General features: G+C 61.8%; 19 protein-coding genes. 12 read left to right on the top strand and 7 right to left on the bottom strand.

What is annotated here, in order from left to right; translation table 11 throughout:
- Positions 1–97 precede the first annotated feature (97 nt).
- From QOZ99_RS18085 to QOZ99_RS18075, 3 genes are read left to right on the top strand one after another with little or no spacing between them, the layout of a single operon-like run.
- Complete coding sequence (locus tag QOZ99_RS18085) at positions 98–1,132, top strand: dsDNA nuclease domain-containing protein (RefSeq protein WP_306891398.1); 1,035 nt, start codon at positions 98–100, stop codon at positions 1,130–1,132.
- On the top strand, positions 1,129–1,698 hold the full coding sequence (locus tag QOZ99_RS18080) for a hypothetical protein (RefSeq protein ID WP_306891397.1): 570 nt from the start codon (positions 1,129–1,131) through the stop codon (positions 1,696–1,698). The genes QOZ99_RS18085 and QOZ99_RS18080 overlap by 4 nt, the downstream gene beginning before the upstream one ends.
- Positions 1,695–3,608: a hypothetical protein gene (locus QOZ99_RS18075; protein ID WP_306891396.1), complete on the top strand. Its 1,914-nt coding sequence runs from the start codon at positions 1,695–1,697 to the stop codon at positions 3,606–3,608. Before QOZ99_RS18080 ends, QOZ99_RS18075 begins: the two co-directional genes overlap by 4 nt.
- Before the next feature lie 48 nt (positions 3,609–3,656).
- On the opposite strand, the gene QOZ99_RS18070 is transcribed toward QOZ99_RS18075, so the two are convergent.
- Both QOZ99_RS18070 and QOZ99_RS18065 read right to left on the bottom strand, forming a co-directional pair.
- Positions 3,657–4,193: a hypothetical protein gene (locus QOZ99_RS18070; RefSeq protein ID WP_306891395.1), complete on the bottom strand. Its 537-nt coding sequence runs from the start codon at positions 4,191–4,193 to the stop codon at positions 3,657–3,659.
- A gap of 32 nt (positions 4,194–4,225) precedes the next feature.
- Positions 4,226–4,891 (bottom strand): hypothetical protein, encoded by a 666-nt coding sequence (locus QOZ99_RS18065; protein WP_306891394.1) that lies wholly within the window; start codon positions 4,889–4,891, stop codon positions 4,226–4,228.
- A gap of 157 nt (positions 4,892–5,048) precedes the next feature.
- On the opposite strand from QOZ99_RS18065, the gene QOZ99_RS18060 reads away from it, so the two are divergent.
- The 3 genes from QOZ99_RS18060 (at position 5,049) to QOZ99_RS22330 (ending at position 7,371) form a co-directional block, all read left to right on the top strand.
- A complete protein-coding gene (locus QOZ99_RS18060; protein ID WP_306891393.1) occupies positions 5,049–5,264 on the top strand; it encodes a helix-turn-helix domain-containing protein in 216 nt (71 codons plus the stop codon).
- A gap of 656 nt (positions 5,265–5,920) precedes the next feature.
- Positions 5,921–6,307 (top strand): hypothetical protein, encoded by a 387-nt coding sequence (locus QOZ99_RS22335; RefSeq protein ID WP_370876884.1) that lies wholly within the window; start codon positions 5,921–5,923, stop codon positions 6,305–6,307.
- Positions 6,308–6,330: 23 nt separating this feature from the next.
- Positions 6,331–7,371, top strand: a complete 1,041-nt coding sequence (locus QOZ99_RS22330; protein WP_370876883.1) for a hypothetical protein — start codon at positions 6,331–6,333, stop codon at positions 7,369–7,371.
- A gap of 62 nt (positions 7,372–7,433) precedes the next feature.
- On the opposite strand, the gene QOZ99_RS18050 is transcribed toward QOZ99_RS22330, so the two are convergent.
- The 4 genes from QOZ99_RS18050 to QOZ99_RS18035 are packed head-to-tail and all read right to left on the bottom strand — an operon-like array spanning position 7,434 to position 11,838.
- The gene (locus QOZ99_RS18050; protein ID WP_306891392.1) at positions 7,434–8,471 is read right to left on the bottom strand and encodes a hypothetical protein; all 1,038 of its coding nucleotides are present in this window, start codon (positions 8,469–8,471) and stop codon (positions 7,434–7,436) included.
- A gap of 1 nt (position 8,472) precedes the next feature.
- Positions 8,473–8,691 (bottom strand): KTSC domain-containing protein, encoded by a 219-nt coding sequence (locus QOZ99_RS18045; RefSeq protein ID WP_306891391.1) that lies wholly within the window; start codon positions 8,689–8,691, stop codon positions 8,473–8,475.
- 5 nt (positions 8,692–8,696) lie between these two features.
- A complete protein-coding gene (locus QOZ99_RS18040) occupies positions 8,697–10,601 on the bottom strand; it encodes an ATP-binding protein (RefSeq protein WP_306891390.1) in 1,905 nt (634 codons plus the stop codon).
- Positions 10,588–11,838: an SIR2 family NAD-dependent protein deacylase gene (locus QOZ99_RS18035; RefSeq protein ID WP_306891389.1), complete on the bottom strand. Its 1,251-nt coding sequence runs from the start codon at positions 11,836–11,838 to the stop codon at positions 10,588–10,590. The genes QOZ99_RS18040 and QOZ99_RS18035 overlap by 14 nt, the downstream gene beginning before the upstream one ends.
- A 391-nt stretch (positions 11,839–12,229) precedes the next feature.
- Between QOZ99_RS18035 and QOZ99_RS18030 the strand changes: the two genes are divergently transcribed.
- The 6 genes from QOZ99_RS18030 to QOZ99_RS18005 all read left to right on the top strand — a co-directional run bounded on the left by QOZ99_RS18030 (position 12,230) and on the right by QOZ99_RS18005 (position 18,960).
- A complete protein-coding gene (locus tag QOZ99_RS18030; RefSeq protein ID WP_306891388.1) occupies positions 12,230–12,517 on the top strand; it encodes a hypothetical protein in 288 nt (95 codons plus the stop codon).
- A gap of 38 nt (positions 12,518–12,555) precedes the next feature.
- Positions 12,556–14,193 carry a recombinase family protein gene (locus QOZ99_RS18025; RefSeq protein ID WP_306891387.1) on the top strand — a complete coding sequence of 546 codons (1,638 nt, stop codon included), beginning with the start codon at positions 12,556–12,558 and terminating at the stop codon, positions 14,191–14,193.
- Between the two features lie 147 nt (positions 14,194–14,340).
- Complete coding sequence (locus QOZ99_RS18020) at positions 14,341–15,738, top strand: virulence-associated E family protein (RefSeq protein WP_306891386.1); 1,398 nt, start codon at positions 14,341–14,343, stop codon at positions 15,736–15,738.
- Between the two features lie 439 nt (positions 15,739–16,177).
- On the top strand, positions 16,178–16,720 hold the full coding sequence (locus QOZ99_RS18015) for a hypothetical protein (protein ID WP_306891385.1): 543 nt from the start codon (positions 16,178–16,180) through the stop codon (positions 16,718–16,720).
- Positions 16,713–18,590 (top strand): phage terminase large subunit family protein, encoded by a 1,878-nt coding sequence (locus QOZ99_RS18010; protein ID WP_306891384.1) that lies wholly within the window; start codon positions 16,713–16,715, stop codon positions 18,588–18,590. The genes QOZ99_RS18015 and QOZ99_RS18010 overlap by 8 nt, the downstream gene beginning before the upstream one ends.
- 13 nt (positions 18,591–18,603) lie before the next feature.
- Entirely contained in the window at positions 18,604–18,960 is a 357-nt protein-coding gene (locus tag QOZ99_RS18005) for a hypothetical protein (protein WP_306891383.1), read from the top strand.
- A gap of 193 nt (positions 18,961–19,153) precedes the next feature.
- Here QOZ99_RS18005 and QOZ99_RS18000 read toward each other — a convergent pair whose 3' ends face one another.
- On the bottom strand, positions 19,154–19,375 hold the full coding sequence (locus QOZ99_RS18000; RefSeq protein ID WP_306891382.1) for an amino acid transporter: 222 nt from the start codon (positions 19,373–19,375) through the stop codon (positions 19,154–19,156).
- Between the last annotated feature and the right edge of the window lie 377 nt (positions 19,376–19,752).

Genomic DNA, 19,752 nt, shown 5'->3' with positions numbered 1-19,752 from the left:
CTACCCGCTATGACAAACGAGACGACAATTTCCTCGCCTCAATCCAACTCGCGTCAATCCGCATCTGGTTGCGGAGTTATGAGTCGGTCTCCTAGAGATGATCGAGGACGCGAACCTGCTGAAGGTACATTGCGAGACTCATGACGACCTCGTTCTCGCGCGAGCAGCAGGCTCCGGAGCCGAGCGGATCGCCGAATATGTGCAGGTGAAGGCAGAGGAGTCCGATCAGCTTTGGACGGTCGCCACGCTCTGCGAGAAGAAGAAGTCGCTCAACAGTTCGCTCTTCGAGCGCTCTCTGGCACGCGACCGCCATTCGGAGACCGCCCGCTTCCGAATCGTTACGCTGCGGCCGCCTGCGAGCGCACTGGAGCCCCTGACCTATCCGGCGGATTCCGAATTTCGGTCCTTAGAGTGCGAAGCGATGAAGGAGCTCCACGAGGAGCTAGGCCGGCGGTTCCCAGGGGCGCAATCTCCAAAGGGAAACGATAGCTCCTATTGGCTCGTCCATTGTCGCTGGGATCCGCGTTACGATCTCCAAACGGTCATCAAAGACAACCAGCGGCGTCTTTTCGCGCTCGGAAACAGGGCTGGCTGCGTCCTTTTGATCGAGCAGATCACGACGCTGCTCGAGGAGTTGCGCACAATGGCGAAGGCGGCGAGCGACCTCAAATGGGTGCCGCATCGAGCCAAAAAGATTATCACACGCGGGTTCATGCTGAACTGGTGGTCCGATAAGCTGCGCGAAATAGTCGAAGGCGCTGCTCAGAAATCCGGTGGCAAGCTAGCCGACAAGCTCGTGGCTGCAGGAGTGTCGGCGGATATCGTCGGCCTCGCGGTCGAGCTGAGACGTGACTACGCGAGCTTGATCCGGTCGCCGCGCTATATGGAATCGGACGAGATTCGCGAGTTCCAAGGGCGCGTCAAGTCCGATGCGCTCACGCTGCGAACCCGGCTGATGTCGGGCGCGCTGAAACTCGATGGCGCGCAATTCCATGCCCGGTGCGTCGAGCAGATGGACCTAATCAACGCAAATCGGCCGGCGGGCTTTCCCGACCAGTCCGCCTTCTTGAAGGGCTGCCTCTACGACATCGCTGACCGTTGCCTGCTGCGTTTCGAGCCGCCGGCATTATGAAATCGCTGTCTCGCCTCGGCACCCAGCCGGCAAGCCTACCTCTCGCAGCAGATGACATTCTCGAATTCCATGCCGCGCGTCTACTGCTCCTCATGAAAGTGTGCGGCATCGCCGGCCGGATCGATGGATTAACCAAGATGGCCAAGCTCGATTTCTTCACACGATATCCAGAATTCTTCGAAGTCGCGCGCGCCGCGATTGCCAAAACACCAAGCGATCGCGACATAACCGCGAACCATCATCAGGCCGTCGAAGCCTCGATGGTACGCCACCATTATGGCCCCTGGGACAAGCGCTATTATCATGTGCTCGCCCATCTCGAGGCCAAGCAGTTGATCAGCGTCGTGAAGGAAAAGAATTCTTATCAGATCAGTCTGACCGCGCTAGGCAAAGAAAGCGCGCAGCGGCTCGCTGAGCGACCGTCCTTCGCGCCCCTCATCGCGCGACTGAAGCAGGTCAAGGCTGCATTCGGCGCCAAATCTGGCAATTATCTCAAGGGTCTGATCTACCGAATATTCGATACCGAAGTCAGCCGGCGCGAAATGGGACGTGTGATCCAAAGATGACGGCAACCTTCCTCTCCATCCTGTCGTTGAATCGCCGCTTTGCAACGAGCGGAAATGAGCGGCTGATATTCAAGGAAGGTGTGAACCTGCTCGTAGGCAGCCCCAACACCGGCAAGACCAAATGGCTACAGACTCTCGACTATCTTCTCGGCGATCCCGGCCCCGATCCATTCGAGGGTGACGAGGACGAAGGTCTCGCTCTCAAATATGATGCCGCCTCCGCGCAAATTCGGATCGGCGAGCAAACCTTCTGGATCTCCCGCCGGTGGAAGGAGCCCGGTGGCAAGGGCAAGATTTATGTCGATCAAGAACCGATGCTCGCGCGGGAGTTTCAGCATTGGTTGCTCGACAAACTCGGAATACCGCTGCTCAATTTTCCCAAAGGCAATCCGATGTCCGGCCAGACATGGCCCGAACTGAGTTTTCGGATGCTGTTGCGCCATATCTATCGGCGTCAAGGATTCTGGACCGATCTCGCCGACCGCCAACCCGAAGCCGAGCAGCTTGCCTGCGTGTTGCAATTCTCAGGGCTCGCCGAGCATGTCTTTAGTCCGGACTACGGCACGCTCGTCGAGTATAAATTGCAGGTCGAGAAGCTAAAGATTCGGCGCGAAAATTATGCGGCAATGCTAAACCAGTTATCGCGGGAGCTTCTTGCCGATGGTGACATCCACCTTGATGTCAGCGTTGTGACGATAGGGTCTGCCAAAATGAGACTGGAAGAGCATCGCACGCGCTTGCTTCAAGAGCGTGATGTCCTTCTATCGACCACAGCGGACACTGTCCTGCCGCCCGGACAGCGGAGCCGAGTCGCGGAACTCGGCGCCTTGCGCGCCGCCACCTCGGTAGGGATCGAGGAATTCAGTCGCCGACAGAAGGAAGCTGCCGAGCGTCTTGGCGAGATCGAACGCTATCGCCGCGACCTTGCAGAAGAGATCGAGCGGATGGATCGAGCCGCCGACGCCGGCGCCGTCCTCGCCGATCTGCGGATCACCCACTGCCCAGCCTGTGATCAGACAGTTAGGCCGACGATCGGGCATAGTGACGATTGCTTCTTGTGCCATCAGCATCTGCCCGCTGATCCGATGATTGAGGGCATGGGCACGGCGAGGCTGCGCTTCGAGCGCGATCGCCTCGTCGGCGAATTGGCGGAAGCGGACGAACTGCTGGCGATGATCGGAAGAGAGGCGGAAAAGCTAGCCGCCGATGGTGCCGCCGCAGAGGCCGAGCTTCGGGCGATCGACCGGGAATTGGTACCGGCGCGCTCCGCCGTTGCGGCGCTGGCGCAGGACAATGTGAGCGCCATCGACCTGATGTTGGGCCAGATCGACGAACGGGGCCGGCAGCTCGACCGGGTCGGTGAGGCGCTGGGAGTTGGCTTGGAGCTCACCCGAGAGATCGCAGAGCTCGAGAAGCTGATCGCACCGCTGGAGGTCAGTGTTGCGGCGTCAACCCGCGCCATCGACTTCGATGTTGCAGCCGAGCAGCTCGAGCTGGGGATGAATGCCTATTTGGAAGCTTTGAACCAGATTCAGCCTCAAACATGGCGGCATAATCCTGTGCGCGTCGAGCTATCGGGCCGTGCATTTCGGGTGCTTGTCGGGCGGCGCCTATGGTCCAAAGCGCTCGGAGGAACAGATTCCCTCTACTTCCTGATGGCCTATCACTACGGACTCCTCACACTTTCGACGGTTCAGGGCTGTCACTATCCCGGGCTCGTGATCATCGATGTGCCCGGTGATTTTCTGGGTGAGAAGATCGGCGATAAGGAAAATTTCATTGTCCAGCCCTTCATCGGCCTGCTGGGCCACGAGGACTATGCCAGAGCACAAGTAATCATGACCGGCGCGTCGTTCGAAGGCCTGGACGGCGCGCATTTCCAGCGACTTACTCACGTCCATATTGCCTGATCGTAGTCGCTAGGCCTGTCAGGCTCTCGATTTTTACGCAATCAAGCGCTACACGGGGTCCGTAGTGTCAGCGATGTTGTCAATCAGGGTAACGGCCGCATCCTTAAAATCTTTTGACTCTCTTAGTTTGTCTTGAACATCTTTTAAGTCGCCAGCCTTCAGCTTCTTGCACAACTCCTTTGTTCCCACGTCGTAAATGTTGCCCGTGATGGCATCGAGTTTCAGGCCCTTGTCGTAGTCGTGCCCATGCAGCGGTGACGGCCAGTCATCGACATCGGTCTTGTGAAATACCCAGACGTAGCCGCCGCTCTTCACCTGTTTTTCGGTCAGGTAGCGCAAAACGTCGAATTTTTCGGCGATGCTATGCTCACCCGTTTCGATGGTCAGCAGCGCCTGGGCGGGCTGATTCTCGGCAAGCATAGAAAGCCCGTAGGCGAACCAGCTTAGCGGGACGATCCAATCTTCGCCGCCTTCGTATTCGAGGTTAAGCTGGACGGTGGAACGGCCATCCTTGAAAGTGTACTCACCTACCTCTTTGCCCCTGTAGGTGATTTTTCCCGTGTGTGGGTCAAATTGAAGCGGCATGGGTGTCCTCATTCGGCATCGGCAGCACTGCTTCAAGCAGTGAGGCCGATTGCATCGTCATGCCGCAACTGCATCAAGCGCGCAACATCCCTGCGGATGCGCCGCAATTCCGGCCACGGGAAATGCCGCCCCTCGGCGCCATCAGCGCCGACAGCAATCAGCACATCGAGCTTGGCTGAGAGGCCACGTAGAGACGTGGCGTCTGTCGCAAAGAGCATCGCAATAAGGCGCTCTTCAGCGGCAGATGCCGTGTTCTCATGGTGCCGGGTGACGGAGTAGCCAATGGCGCGGTCCGCGTCGTCCCACCGCTGCTGATGTGCGCGCAGGGTGGCAGCGACTTCGGCGCGTCGCGCGCGTAGCGACGGCAGATCGGCCGCAAACTCATCGAATTGCATCAGGGAGCTGACCCGCACAGGCGACGACAATTCGTCTGCAACCAGAACCGCATGCGGAAAGCCGATCGTCCTGGCGAGCTCGGACTCCAGTCGCTGCTGCTTCCGACACAGAGCGAGCGTGCGCCGATGCGCGGCGCGCCACGCGTTCCACGCCATGAATGCAGCATCTCTCTCGCCGCGCTCCTGCGGTGCGGCTGCAGCCAAACTGTTGAAGGAAGAGCCGCCGACAGTCGCCAGGGCGGCAGAGAGAAGGTCCCTCCGGGATGGCTGGGACAGACTCATGGTAATCTCAGAATCAGCCATGATCCGAGCTCCACACAGCTAGGGTTGTGGTCAGGCCAAGTGGAGCGTTGCAACCGCTTCGCTTGGCCGCTTCACCGCAGAGCAGCGAAGAAGCCGAGTCTGAATCGCCAAGAAATTATGTCAAGGTATAAATTTGTTAACGTCAGATCAGGTTCGAATGGCGCGTGCGGCGCTGCGATGGGGCGTACGTGATCTCGCCAACCATGCCGGCATAACTGCTGCGACGGTGACACGTATCGAGAACAACTACGCCGCTCACGCGAGCACGCTTTTGGCCATTCGAGCGGCGTTCGAAGCCGCCGGCATCGAGTTTATTCCAGAGAATGGCGGCGGCGCCGGTGTGCGCTTCCGCAAGCCGTCAGCGCCGGAATAGCCCTCCGCGACCGTAATTCCTGCGCAAGGTAGCTGCGGCTTCAGCGCGGTTCGGCCGCAGCTCCTGTGCAGCTTCTCTGCACCGCGACCGACGGCTCCAAGCGGTTCGGCCGCGGGTCATCGACATCCGCTTGGCATCGGGCATGACGATGCATGGCGAACTCGCCGCGCACTTGGCGACCCCTGGACCAGTCAGGCCGCGCATTTCCGGAGAGCTTGACGAGCAGTCGGTAGCTCTAGGGGCCCATGGCGCATTCTCTGTCGCTCTGTCGTAGTATCGCAGCGAAATGACGTGGTCTCTCTTGGGCCCGGCGAAGAGGGGCTAGCTTGAGGGCAGGATAAAAGCTCGCACATTGCGCTGCGGTTGGATGGCTGTTTTTGCAGGATAGTTTCTTGATCGCGACACATTGCGACGCTGTAAAGTAATGTGCGGGCTTCGTGGGAATCTTATTGGCTGAACGATTAGCCGCACGTTGTTGCCGTCTGATGCCGGTCTGAGGACCATTGCCTCTTGGTTTTGGATCGCGAGGCCTGCCACCTCTGGATCGTGGCCGAGAGAAGGGCTTATCGGCAAAAACGCCGCCCCTGACCGAGGCGAGTCGCCCCTCCATAACGTGCCTGCACTGACCGCCGATGCCCCGTACGAGCTTCGCGCGCATGTTGATGAAGTTCTGCCAGCAGCGCGCCACGACCGTCCTGTCGTCCCGCGACGCCGATATCTTCCAGAACTGGCTTCTCGATCTCCTCGCCGCGCGCGTGCCGCCCCTGAAGCACCTCGCCCGGGCCCTTGAAGCGAGCGCGGCCCAGGTCGACGCCACCGCGCTGAATATGTGGCGCCGCGGCGTGAAGGTGCCCCCGCCTCGCGAAGGCTCATGGCACTGGAGCTTATCGAGCGTCGCTACCGCCTCTCGCCCGGCTACTTCCGCTCGAAACTGCCGAACGGAGATCGCTGAACGTCGGCGGGGACCATTGCCGGCATCAGCCGTGCGGAGCGTCGGCGCCTCGCCTGGCACCTGCCGCATGATTTTGATCGGCGCCCGTTGAAGGAGCGGGAGGAGATCCTTGAGTTGGTACAGCGCGTGGTGATCACGGGGGCGACCGACTATCGGCGCTTCCAGGCCGCCGCCATGAAGCAGCGCTACTCGATACGCTTTCCCGACCTGCTCGACCAATCCTCCCGGCCGCGGGGGCTCAACCGGTTTTGCCGGGAAGAGGATGGATCGCTGCCGGATCCGGACCTCGCGAGCGCGGCGCTCGATGCGCCGCCCCAGCTGGCCGAGGAGATGGCCGATCTCATCCGGTTCAAGACGGCGACGCTGACGGCCTTCGGCTACCAGCGCAACGGTGTCTGTGGCGAGGAGACGGCATCCCAGAAGGTCGAGCATCTCGGTCTGGTGTTCGGTGCGCTGGCGGCCTCACCCAGTGGCGCGGTCCATGGCTTCGGCGTGCCGCTAGAGAATCTGAGCTTCAGTCTGCTGGTCTTCCCGATCGTGTGGGACTGGTACATCCTATGGCGGAAGCGTCGGCGCGGCTTCTACACCGCGTGGGAAGTCAACATGATGCGGATCGCCTCCGCGCTCACCCGCGCCGAGACGGGCTGGCTGCGGCAGAACCCGCATTTGGGAGAGCGCATCCGCCCCATTACCAATCTGATCACGGAACGCGACATTTCCGCCGCCCATGCTGACTGGGACGCAGCCTGCGAGCAGATGCATCGCCACGGCCTTGCCCGTGCACGTGAGATCCAGCGTGTGGCCCGCATCCATCGTGATCCCTTCGAGCCGATCATCGCGGTGCTGGAGGCAGAGAGCCCTGTCGCCGAGTATCGCAAGATCACCGAGAAGATCCTGCGGCTGATGCCGGACGAGAAGCGCAATTCGGTAACCGCTCGGACGCGCTGGGCGGTCGACATCGGGACTTGCCTGCCGTTCAAGAGCCCGGGCGGAATGCCAGCTCTTGTTTGGAGCAGACATTCGGCGTTTGCCTGCGAGGTCGCTGTTGCCCTACCGCGCCGCTACGGCTTCAGGCCCATGGACCTGCACGAGAAGTTGTTGAATGCGGCGATCTATGGCGAGGCCGAGGCGACGCAAGTCGCAATGCGTCGCTGACCCGTCTGCCCTTCAAGGTCGTCCCCGCAATGAGGGCGTTGCCATTAGGAGAACCGTTCACGTCAAGAGCAAAGATCTCCAATTTCCCGCTCGACCAAGCGGAAGCGTTCCTTGACCTCTTCGCCCGCATAAAAGGCAAGCATATCCTCCTTAGTAAGTGTCCCCTCGGCGAGGAATTTGATGAGGTAGCGCTGATTGAATTCGGCGAGGAGGATACCTTTCTCGATCTGCGCGAGGATCTGCTTCATATTGTCGATATTGGCGGTGACGAGATGCTTTACCAGCGCCATGTCACGCGCATCCTTTATCAGCCGATTGACGATGATCTTGAGGACATCGGTGTCGAGCTCCATCGTCTTTGAGTTGAGAGCGATGTCGCGCGCGAGCATGTACGCGATGGCAAGGTTGCGATAATCACCCTTCTGGGAATCGATGATCGCGATCAGGCCGATACCGGGCAAGAACTTCAGATCCTGCACCGCAACCAAGATGCTGTTATCGACGAGCGATGCGTCGAACACGATGATGCCAACCTGGCCGTCGCGATTCGCTTGCGCTTCTAGGAGTTGGCTCCAGGCCGTGTCCGCTCTCTTCGTGAAGATGTCCTTGGTCTGGATGTCGCCAAGGCGGATACTCTTGTCGAACTTGCACTCGATCGCGATCCGTTTGCCGCTGTCGCCGGCCAGATGGCATACGATGTCGCCCGTCTTATTCCGACGGATCGCACCGGCGCGGTCGCCGGTCAGCTCGATCCGGTCAGCGATCTTCTGGCGACCGAAAAACTCGGACAGGAAGTCGGCGATGTCGGTTTCAGCGAGCACGCCCTTGACCGCGGACCGATAGAAAAGCTCCTTCTTCATGTCGAAGATGAGCTTCAGGCTTTCGAGCTCAGTGCCGAGCTCGTTCGCGGTTCTCGAAAGGAAGCTCGAGAGCCTGTCCTCCATCAACGCTAGGACGCCTATATACAGCGCCTTGTGAAGCTGCTCGTCGCGATCGGCAGCGGGAGACTTGTTGAAGAACTCGAATAAGATTTTGTTGTCGACTTCGAAGGCACCAAAATGAACGCGAGTATTTTTCTGATCGAGGCTGACAAGAGGCATATTAGACCCGGCTGTACCGATAATGACCCTTGATGGTCGAGGCAAGGAAAGTCCCCTTCGATCCGGCTTGATCGAAGGCCTGGGCAATCTGCGGCGGCACCTCATAATAATGATAGCGGGTGCTGTTGAGGAACTCGACTTCGAGCAGCAGCTGCTCTTCATCGTAGCGGATTGCGGCGATGTTCGACGAGGTGAAGGGAGCGAAATCCTGCCAGGCCATATGTGTTATTCCTTCTTGAGCGGAGTGGGGACCGGGTTCTGCTGGAGCCAGGTCTCGACAAAATAGCGATAGTCCACGGCGATGTGCATTTGCAGGTTCCAACCGCCTGGCGTCATCGAATCCTCGGGCGCGGCTTCGTCACAGATCAGTGGATCCTGACTGTCGGGGCGACGATGGCGAGGTGGCGCCTGGATCATTGTCCGCATTGGGAGCCTTACCGCTTCGCCGAGGATGATGGCTTCGCCGGTGCGAAGCACCGGCAACATGCTGGTCAAACCTTCGAGGTTGTCGGAGAGAGCGCTGGTCACATGTGAGCGGTCGGTGGCGTTGCTCAACCGCATCGCAAAGAAAGTCCCGCATTGTGACAGGATCGTGGGATTGATCTCGGCCGGGCGCTGGCTGACGATCATCGCGCCGATCCCATATTTGCGCCCTTCCTTGACAATGCGCTGGGTCGCGATCGAGGCGGCGCTGCTGCCATTGTCGCCAAGATAGCTGTGCGCTTCTTCCATCACGACGAGCAGCGGGCGTTCGCGCCCGCCCTCCGAGAGGTTCCGCGCCCAGAAGAGACCATCGTAAAGGACACGCAAGATGTTGCCGATGATGTCGTTCGTCACCGTCGAGGGAATGCCCGATAGATCGAGAATCGTGATCGGCTTGTCACTGCCGAGCCATTGCCCGACGAGATCGGCGAGCGTCTTGGTCGTCGTGCCATCGAGCTCGGGATGCCAGCTGCCGGCCTTAAGCAGGAAGTCGTAGCGCGCGACGCGAAGCCGGGCGCCGAGCGCCTCAAGCGGCCCACGGATGTTGAGGACGTCGGGGAGCCAATTGATCTTCTCCGGATCAGAGGCGACATTCTTGACCTTGCGAAAGCGCGGTGGAACCGCGGCCTGCGCATCCCCCACGATCTTCGCGCCCAAAGGATCGCACTCATATGCCCAGGTCGCCTGATCTGACGGGTTCGCGCCGCCGGCGCTGAGATAGGTTCCGAACTCGCGGCAATAGAGGTCATGCCAGAGTTTGTTGAGCGAGAAAGGCACCGGGCTATCGGCGGTGATGCTGGCAGGATTGACACCGGCGATCGGCTGCGCCGTCAGGCTTGCGATCTTGGCTTCAAGTATCTGCTCAAGGATAATGTTGCGCGCTTTTCCATCGGGCGGGAGGCTTCCGAACGTCACCCGCATGAGCTCGTCGAAACTCAGCGCCCAGAACGGTATGCACAGCCGGTGCTCGTTGATGTTGCGGACATCCGGGTTGATCTTAAAGATGTTCGCACGGTCGCCAAGCGCCTTGGCATATTCCCCGTGAAGGTCGAGGACGACGATCCGCGCGGAGGGGAAACGGCTCTCATCCGACAGGACGTTGAGGAGTCCGGCCACCGTCGTCGACTTGCCCGAGCCGGTCGTTCCCACGACAGCGCTGTGGCGTGTGACGAGCTTGTTGACGTCGACCAGGGCGTCGATCGACTCGCTTCCCGCCACATGGCCGACGCGGACAAGATGGTTCTGCTTGTCCGATCGTCCATAGATCGCTTGGAGGTCGGCTTCGGAGACAAGATGAACTTCATCCTCGAAGGTGGGGTATTGCGAGATTCCGCGTTGAAATCTGCCAGTCCGATAGCCTTCGCCGATCAGCTGGACCGTCATCCAGCGTAACCCATTGGGCATGGAGAGCGCCGCCTTTTCCGGCACCGCACTGGCGCCGACCTGCGAGACGATCCCATAGAGATCGACATAGCCGATCGGGATTTTGACGAAGCTGCCGATCTGACCGATCTTATGACCTTGGCCGTGGACAAAGCTTAGGCCCGAGAATCGGTCCGAGGTCAGGGTCACGCTGACCGACGTGCCGCTGACGTCTTGAACCGTTCCGATGACGGTTGCCCGATCAGCGAGCTCAGGCCGCAACATCGCTCATTCCTTCACCTGAGAGGCCACGCAACAAAGTGCCGAGTGCTGCGAAATCTCCGAGCCGCAGTATAACATTGTCGCCATCTTTCACGAGAATGCTGGGCGGCAGCAAAAGATCATCTGACCCGTCGGCAGTCCAATTGCCCAGTGTGCGACCAATGATAGCTTTATCGAAACCTAACAAGCTGAGATTGGGAGTCGACAGCGCGCACTGGCGGGCGAGCTTGTAGTTATCTGAATCAAGTTCGCCGAAAACGCAGGCAAAGACATGTGCGGTCGGATTGGCCTCGAGGCTACGGCAGATCACGTCGTTGATATGCTCATCAGCGAAGGAGTAGCCGCAAATGAACAGTAGCGAGGATGGAGCGAGCAGGAAAGCCTTGAGACGGTCGAGCATCGCTAGATAGGGCATCTTGCGGCTCTGGTCATATTTGAGGTGGGATGGGTAGATCAGATAGCTCTGCTTGTCGGTCTTTTCGTCGGTTCGAACGACATCTGTCTCATTTTCAAGGCGCCAGTTGAGCGAGCCATGGATCTTCAAAAGCCGGGTCCACCGCGGAGGCAACAGGCCCTCATCCTCGACCGCGCCCAAATCAAAGAACGCCTTTCGCGCACCGATGAAACCGTCGAAATAAGGCGCCGAACTTTCCTCAAGCGCTTGCTCCATCAGCAGGTCATAGTTGGTAGTAAAGATATGAACGGGCCGCTCGCGGCGGATCGAACGGCTCCAGATCGCGAGATTATGATAGGGGGTGTCCTTGGTCGGAAGCGAGCGCGTAACCTCTTGCGAGATGACCTTGCAGACTTCAGTATCAAGTGTGGTGAGTTCGGCCTTTGTAAGACCGCGCACATTCCCGCTGCCGGCAACGCTCGCGAACACGCGAATGCGGCTGAGCAGGAACTCAATATTTCCGCTTTCGCCACCGTCTTCTTTAGCGATCTGAACTATTGTATCCCAGCTTTTGGGATCTTTGGGGTTTCCGCTCGACAGGGCCTTGGCGATTACTTTCGTCAATCCGGCAACATCCCAAATCAGCGGATCGGTAACGGTGTTCCCGCCCTCTTCGCGATGATTGACACGGATCGACAGGGGGCAGCCTGCGCCGAGGAAGAAGCCGATCGGCTTTCGGTTCTGCGAAAGGGCTTGCTGCATAAAGCTGATTTGACGAGCTGTATCATGTTTGTGCATCCTACCCCCTTTACAGGCGCTGTCGTCCTGATCGGCATCATTTGCCATTTATCTTCTATTCGAACAACGCTGTTAACTTAAAGCGTATGTATTTTCCGGTCTTCCAAGCCACATACATACCCGCTCCTCATGAGCATTACCAGTGTGGATTGCACAAAGGGGTGCCGGCAACTTGGGGGGGCGACTCAATCGAATGGCCGCTTTTAGGGTTCAGCGCCACTCGGCCGAACTACCGTTTAGGCGGCACAAAGCAGACTTAGCTGCAAGGGCAGGCGAACGCCAAGTATGGGTCGTTGCCGCCAGACCGCTCCACCAAGCGTATCCCGGGAAAGACTCCCGCGCCGCATCTGACAAGTATTTTTGCGCTGCTGCACGCGGTTGTTCTGCGGCGTAGAATCGGCCCCTTGGCCAGTGGGGGGATGCCCTTGATCCTCCGCGCATGCGCCACTCGCGTCCGTTTCATCCGAAGAAAATACTCGGTGTGGGCATCGATGCTCCATCGCCAGCTGCGAGCTTGGCTGGCGCACCACTCTCAAAGATCCCGCACCGTCATGCGCGCGTCATTCGAGACGCTGAGCAAAACCTTGCGCCCGCTGACTCCGTCGAGCATGATTCCAAGGTCGTGCATGTCACCGACGACTGGCCGTCGAACGTTCCGATCACACCTGACGAGGTCGATGTTGTCGAAGCCTTCTTCAGGCGGGAGATTGATGCGCTGCTGAGGTGACGGTGCTGCCGAAGGGACCTGAGGGAGGCGATTGGGCCATGAACGTAACCTTGCCGATTACCAGCCGGGCCGCCCTCTATCTCCGCGTTTCTACCACGCGACAGGCCGACGTTGACCTCTCCATCCCAGACCAGCGCCTCCAGACAGCCGCCTATTGCGAGCGGCAGGGCTGGTCCGTTGTCGCGGAGTATGTGGAGCCGGGGGCGTCGGCGATGGACGACAGCCGGCACGAGTTCCAGCGGATGATTGAACGGGCATCCGATGACGATCGCCCATTCGATGTCATTGTCGTCCATAGCTTCAGCCGGTTCTTCCGCGATGCCTTCGGGTTGGAGATGTACATCCGCCGCCTCGCGAAGCACGGCGTGCGGCTCGTCTCCATCACCCAGGAGCTCGGGGACGATCCGGCCCAGGTCATGATGCGGCAGGTCATCGCCCTGTTTGACGAATACCAGTCCCGCGAGAACGCCAAGCATGTGCTGCGGGCTATGAAAGAGAACGCCCGGCAGGGTTTCTATAACGGCTCCCGCCTGCCGCTCGGCTTCACTCTCGAAGAGGTCGAGAAGCGCGGCCATCGCATCAAAAAACGGATCGTCGTCGACCCCGTGGAGGCCGAGCTCGTCCGGCTGATGTTCGACCTCTACCTGCAAGGAGATGGCACATCGGGCCCCATGGGGATCAAGGAGATCACCAAGTACCTCAACGCCAAGGGCTACCGCACGCGACTCGGAGCCCGCTACGGCGTCGGCACCACCCACGGCATTCTGACCAATCCCGTTTATGTCGGGGAATGGAGCTTCAACAAGCGCAGCTCCAAGACGGGGCAGGTGAAGCCTCAGCACGAGGTTATCCCGATCTCGGTGCCGGCCATCCTGGAGCGCCGCACCTTCGACAAGGTACAGAAGGCACTTAGGGCTAAAAGCCCGCACAACAGCCCGCCACGGGTGATCTCGGGTCCGATCCTTCTGACCGGGCTGGCCTACTGCGCCTGTTGTGGCAGCGCCATGACGCTGCGCACCGGCACCTCGAAGAGCGGCAGGGTCTATCGCTACTACAGCTGCTCGACCTCCGGCCGGGTCGGCAAGTCGGCCTGCAAGGGGCGGACGGTGCCGATGGAGAAGCTCGACGATCTGGTCACACGCCATGTGGCCGAACGCGTGCTGATGCCCGAGCGGTTGGAGGCGCTGCTGCAGTCTGTCGTCGACCGGCGGGTGAAAGCCGATGCCGAGGTTCAGGCGCGAATCGATGAACTCTCGCGCGAAAGAACGACGGCGGAAGACAAGCTCCGGCGGCTCTACCAGCTTGTCGCCGACGGCATCGCTGAGCCGGACGACATGCTCAAGGAACAGATTGCGAATCTCAAGGCAGATCGGGATCGGGCGCATTCAGCGCTGGAGCGGATCGAGAATCAGGGTGCTGCCGCCAGCCGGCTTGATCCGGACAAGCTTGCCCGCTTCGGGCAGCTCATGCGCTCAAACATCACCGAGGGCGAGGTGCCGTTCCGCAAAGCGTATCTGCGCTCGCTGATCGACGCAGTCGAAGTCGACCAGCACGTCGTGCGCATCCACGGATCAAGGACGGTGCTGGAGAGAGCCGTACTCGCCGACCGAGCCACCCAGCCGGGTGTTCGCGGTTTTGTACGGAAGTGGCGCGCCCGAAGAGATTCGAACTCCTGACCCCCAGATTCGTAGTCGGTCCCTGTTTGCTGGCTTTTCAGTAGAATTCAGCAAAACGCCATTGAATACGCCTCCAGAATTTCAATGGCTTAGCATAGACACCGCAAACGAACCAGAGGGTGAAAACTGTCGTCGAGGGCATAGTCGATGACGGCGCACGACGGATCAACAGACCCGGGCAAAGGTCTCTTGCCACGCGCCGAGCGGGACGTGCATCAGCAGATCCTTGATGCCGTATTCCCCGAGGAAGCGGAGCACCCGGCGCCTTTGGCACCGACCGAGCCCCGCAAGAAACGTAAATCGGGGCGCCGACCTCCTGCGAAGGAGCCTTATTCGGGCTGGTTGGCGGACTGCGCGCGGGATGACAAAGGCCAGCCGCTCGGGAACCTCGCGAACGCGGCGCACGCCCTGCGCTGTGATCCCGGCATCGCCCAATTGTTCAGCTTCGACGAGTTCCGCTCGTCGATGATCCTTGAGAATCCCGTTCCGAAGGTTGGTGAGGGCAACGTCCTCCCCGATGATGACTTCGTGCGCCGCCAGGTGTGCGACAACGATGTAAACCGGCTGCAGGAGTACCTGCAGGGCGCCGGCCTGCCGCGCCTCGGCAAGGACACGACCTTTCAGGCCGTCGACATCCGAGCGCATGAGCGGGGCTATCACCCCGTGCGCGAATATCTCGAAGGCCTCCCTTGGGATGGCACCCCGCGCGTCGTGACCTGGCTGCAAACCTATCTCGGCTGCGAGAAGACGATCTACACGTCGCAGATCGGGGCCATGTTCCTCACGGCGATGGTGGCGCGGATCTTTCAGCCAGGCTGTAAGGCCGACTACATGCTTGTGCTCGAAGGCCCGCAGGGTGCGATGAAATCGACCGCCTGCCACATCCTTGGCGGCGACTGGTTCTCCGACAACATGCCGGACGTGACGAGCGGCAAGGACGTGAGCCTGCATTTGCGCGGCAAATGGCTAATCGAGATCGCCGAGCTATCGGCGATCAGCAGGGCCGAGGATGCCGCGCTGAAGGCCTTTCTCACCCGCTCGGTCGAGCGCTACCGGCCGCCCTATGGGCGCATTGAGGTGGAGATGCCTCGGCAGTGCGTGTTCATCGGCACGACGAACAAGGCGACCTATCTGCGCGATGAGACGGGCGGGCGTCGCTACTGGCCGGTAAAAGTGGGCAACATTGACGCGAATGCGCTGCAGCGTGATCGCGACCAGCTCTTCGCCGAGGCACTGCACCTCTTCCGCTCCGGCCGCTCGTGGTGGCCATCGGCCGAGTTCGAACGTACCCATATCAAACCACAGCAGGAGGCACGATTCGAGGCCGACGCGTGGGAAGAGATCATCGCCCACTGGCTGATCGGCAAGTCACGGGTGACGATCAAGGATGTAGCCCTGTACGCCCTTGACATGGACATGTCGCGGATCGGGACAGTCGATCAGCGGCGCATCGCTACCTGCCTCGCTCGGATCGGCTGGGGCCACGTGCCCCGCGGGCCGAACGGAGAGCGCTGGTTCGGGCCGATCGAGGGAGGTGTGCGGTAATGCTCATCGATCCGAAGAAGCTGACGCATCCTGACGCACTGACGCACTCTGACGCAGTTTCCATAAACCCCATGTGTGCGCGCGCACGCGCACGCCCTTTATATAGAGAACTGCGTCAGAGTGCGTCAGTGCGTCAGAGTCCGTCAGGACAGGCTGACGAAGAGATGGGGCGAAGATTGCTCCAGCTGGCGAACCGCGTGCGGCGGTTGTTGCCGAGCCATCGGAACCCCGAAGCGTTCCACGAAGAGAAATCGGAGATCGAGGCGGAGCTGCGGCGGATGGCCGAGCATGCGGAGATATGCGTCCAACGCGGTCAAAAATCCGCGCGGGTCCTCCCCGAATTGGCGCCCGCGGGTCCGGCGGAGCACGAGAACTGGCTAGAGAATGGCGTTTTAGTCCCTAAAGTCTCCGGCTTGAGGAGGGGTTGAGGATGCAAGATTTGCATAGCTCGCCCCTTGGCTCGACCCTGTTCGACGATGCCAGCGCGCACCCCCTGGAAACCCTGTCGAAGAAGGGCTTTGCCGAAGCGATCGGCGTTTCGCCCGGGCGGGTGTCGCAGCTCATCGCCAGCGGACTTCCAGTCGAGCCGAACGGGCGCATTCATGTGGCGCGCGGCAAGGCATGGGTAGCCGAGAACGTCGACCCGAACCGCCGGCGCGCCTCGCTCGACACACTGCCCCTCGCGCCGGCCCTGCTCTCGCCGCGGGCGGTACGCGACACGGCGGAAGCCGAGATCGCCCGGATGAAGGCCGAGCGCATGGGGCGGGCGCTGATCGACCGCGCGGCGACGCTGCGCACCATCGAGACCCGCGCCCGCGTCGAGCGCGACGCCTGGATCGGCTGGGTGAACCGCGCCGCACCCGAGATCGCCGCCGCCGCCGGCGCCGACCTCGCCGTCGTCGTCGGCGCGCTCGATCGCCTGGTGCGCGCGCAGCTCGCCAGCCTCGCCAACCTGCCGATCGGAGATATCGCCCATGACTGATCTTGCCGATGAGACCGTGCAGCTGGTCGATGCCGCGTGGCGCCAGGGCCTGCGCCCCGAGCTGCAGATGACCGTGACCGAATGGGCGGACACCAACCGCGTCCTGCCCAACGCCACGGCCGAGCCGGGCCCGTGGCGCACGTCCCGCGTGCCCTACCTCAAGGACATCATGGATTGCCTGTCGACCTCATCGGCGATCGAGCGCGTGGTGCTGATGAAGGGCGCGCAGACCGGCGGCACCGAGGCCGGGCTGAACGCCATCGGCTACTGGATCGCCCATGCGCCCGGCATGATCCTCGCCGTGTGGCCCTCGATCGACATGGTGCGGCGAAACTCGCGCTCGCGTATCGAGCCGCTGATCGAGGACACCCCTGCCCTGCGCGCCCGCATCGCCCCGGCGCGGGCCAAGGATCCGGGCAACACGGTCGGCATGAAGGAGTTTCCCGGCGGCGCGCTGATCATGACCGGCGCCAACTCCGCCACGGGGCTACGCTCCACCGCGGCACGCTACCTGGTGCTTGATGAGGTGGACGCCTTTCCGGCGGACGCGGGCGGGGAAGGCGATCCCGTGGCGCTGGCCGAACAGCGCACCGTTTCCTTCCGCGGGCGCCGCAAGATCTTCCTCATTTCCACGCCGACCGAGGCGGGCGTGTCGCGGATCGAGAAGGCTTATGCCGAGAGCGATCAGCGACGCTATTTCGTGCCCTGCCCGCATTGCGGCAGCTACCAGCCGCTCGCCTGGCGCGGCATCACCTGGCCGGAGGGCGAGCCGGCCAAGGCCTTTTACGTCTGTCAGGCCGATGACTGCGGCGGCGTGATGGAGGAGGCCGACAAGACCGCCCTGCTCGCCAAGGGCGAGTGGCGGGCGACCGCCACCGGCAATGGACGCACCGCAGGCTTCCACCTCTCCGGCCTCTACTCGCCCTTCGAGAGCTGGGGCGAGATCGCCCGCGCCTTCCTCACCGCCAAGCGCGACCCGGCACAGCTGAAAGCCTGGACCAACCTCAAGCTCGGCGAGCCCTATGAGGATCGCGACCTCGCCCCGCTCGCCCCGGACACGCTTGCCGCGCGCGGCCTGCCCTGCGATCCGCCCTGGACGCAGCTTCTGCCCGAAGGCGTCGCCGTCATCACCGCCGGCGTCGATACGCAGGATGATCGCATCGAGGTGGAGTTCGTCGGCTGGGGACGCGGCGAAGCCTCCTGGTCGCTCGACTATGAGATCGTGCACGGCGACACCTCGCGTCCCGAGGTGTGGGCGGTGCTCGATCGCCTGCTCGCCCGGCGCTTCGCCCACCCCAAGGCGATTGCCGACCTTCCCGTGCTCGCCGTCGCCGTCGATTCCGGCGGGCACCGCACCGACCAAGTCATGCGCTTCTCGGCCGAGCGGCTGAATCGGCGCGTATGGGCGATCAAGGGGCGCGGCGGGCCGGGTGTGCCACCCTGGCCGAAGCGCCCGCCCAAGGCGCGCATTGCCAGCCTCGCGCCCGTGCACATTGTCGGCGTCGACACACTGAAGCACGGGCTGCTCTCGCGGCTGCGCATCGACGATGGCGGGCCCGGCGCCTGCCACTGGCCGGCCGATCGCGATTACCTCTGGTTCACCGGCCTGGTCGCCGAGCGCCCCGTGCGGCGCTACACCCGCGGCGTCGCCCGCATCGAGTGGGTGCCCGATCCCGGCGTGCGCAATGAGCCGCTGGACTGCCGGGTGTATGCGACCGCCGCGCTGCATGGGCTCTACGCCGCCGGCCTCTCCCTCTCCGATCTGGCCGACAAATGTGAGGCTGCTTTGCCGGCCAATACGTCCGCCCCTCAACCCTCATCATCACCGAAACCGGCGGGCGTGCTGCGCTCGCAATGGATGTCCCGGTAATCCGCTGCGCCAGGTGGCGCCGCTCGGCTTCGACGCACCGATCGTCGGCTCGCCGAATTTCGATGCCTTGCGCGATGCCATGGATCAAGGCACCAATCGGGTGAAGGATGCCGGCGCCGAGGCCGGACAGGCCTTCTATGACGCGGCATCGCGCGGGGCGGATCTGCTCGACCAAGCCTCGAGCCGGCTGGAACAGAGCCTGGACGCCGGAGCGGCGCGGCTGGAACAGGGCCTCAGGAACGGCGCCGCGGCGATTTCTTCGGTGAAGGTGCAGGTAGCGGCACCGGCCTCGCCCGCCGCCCGCCCCGGCCCGAACGCCAATCTCGGCCGCTCCATGCCGGATGCCGGGATGCCCGGTTCGGGACGCTGAACGCGCCGTGCCACGAACGAAAAACCCCGCCGGGCGTATCTCGCCGCGGCGGGGCTGGCAGACGGAACATGACAGGCTTATTCGGCCGGCCCAGCGTGAGGATGATGGCCGCGCGAGGCGACGAGATAGACGATGCCGCCGACGACGAGGGCGCCGACCGGCATGAGCATCAGCAGCAGGAAATCCGCAGTGGTCATGGTTCCAGGCTCCCGAGAAGGCGTCTTGCCAACAAATGTAGGGTGACACTGCCCGCGAAGCAAATCACGCTGACGATGGCGATGCCGGCCGCTGGCGTCGAACCGCCATTCAGCACCGAAATCAGCGGCCCGAGCCCGCCCACCGCCATCACGGCAATGGCGACGCCGTTGAGATAGGTGGCGGAAAGCTTGGTGCGCTCGTTGTGGACCAGGCTCACGGTCGACACACCTCGCACCGAGCGCGCGCGGCGGCGAGTTTGCGGGTACGCTTGGCGAAGGCGCGCTTGAGAACCCGCAATTCGCAGCGGCGCCAGCCAATCAGGCGACGCGCCCGGCGCGAAAAGGCATCGCGCTCGTCACCGCCCCGTGTTCCGCGATTGCCCATCATTATCTCCACTCCACTCCGCAACCAGCCGGTCGCGGAATCGCCGCTCCTCCAGCGTCGGCCCCTCGATAGCGCGACGATTGGAGCACATCCAGCAGGAACAGACGGCGAGATACTCGGCCTCATTCTCGGCCAGGCGCGCCGGCTTCCATGGCCGGACACGCCGGGCCTTCGCCTTCATGCGGCAAAGGTCACGGCGTCGGCGGGCGC

The organism is Ancylobacter amanitiformis (assembly GCF_030814815.1).
GTDB classification, from domain to species: Bacteria; Pseudomonadota; Alphaproteobacteria; order Rhizobiales; family Xanthobacteraceae; genus Ancylobacter; species Ancylobacter amanitiformis.
The sequence above is the reverse complement of the archived record's forward strand: the minus strand, read 5'-3'. Positions and strand labels throughout refer to the sequence as shown.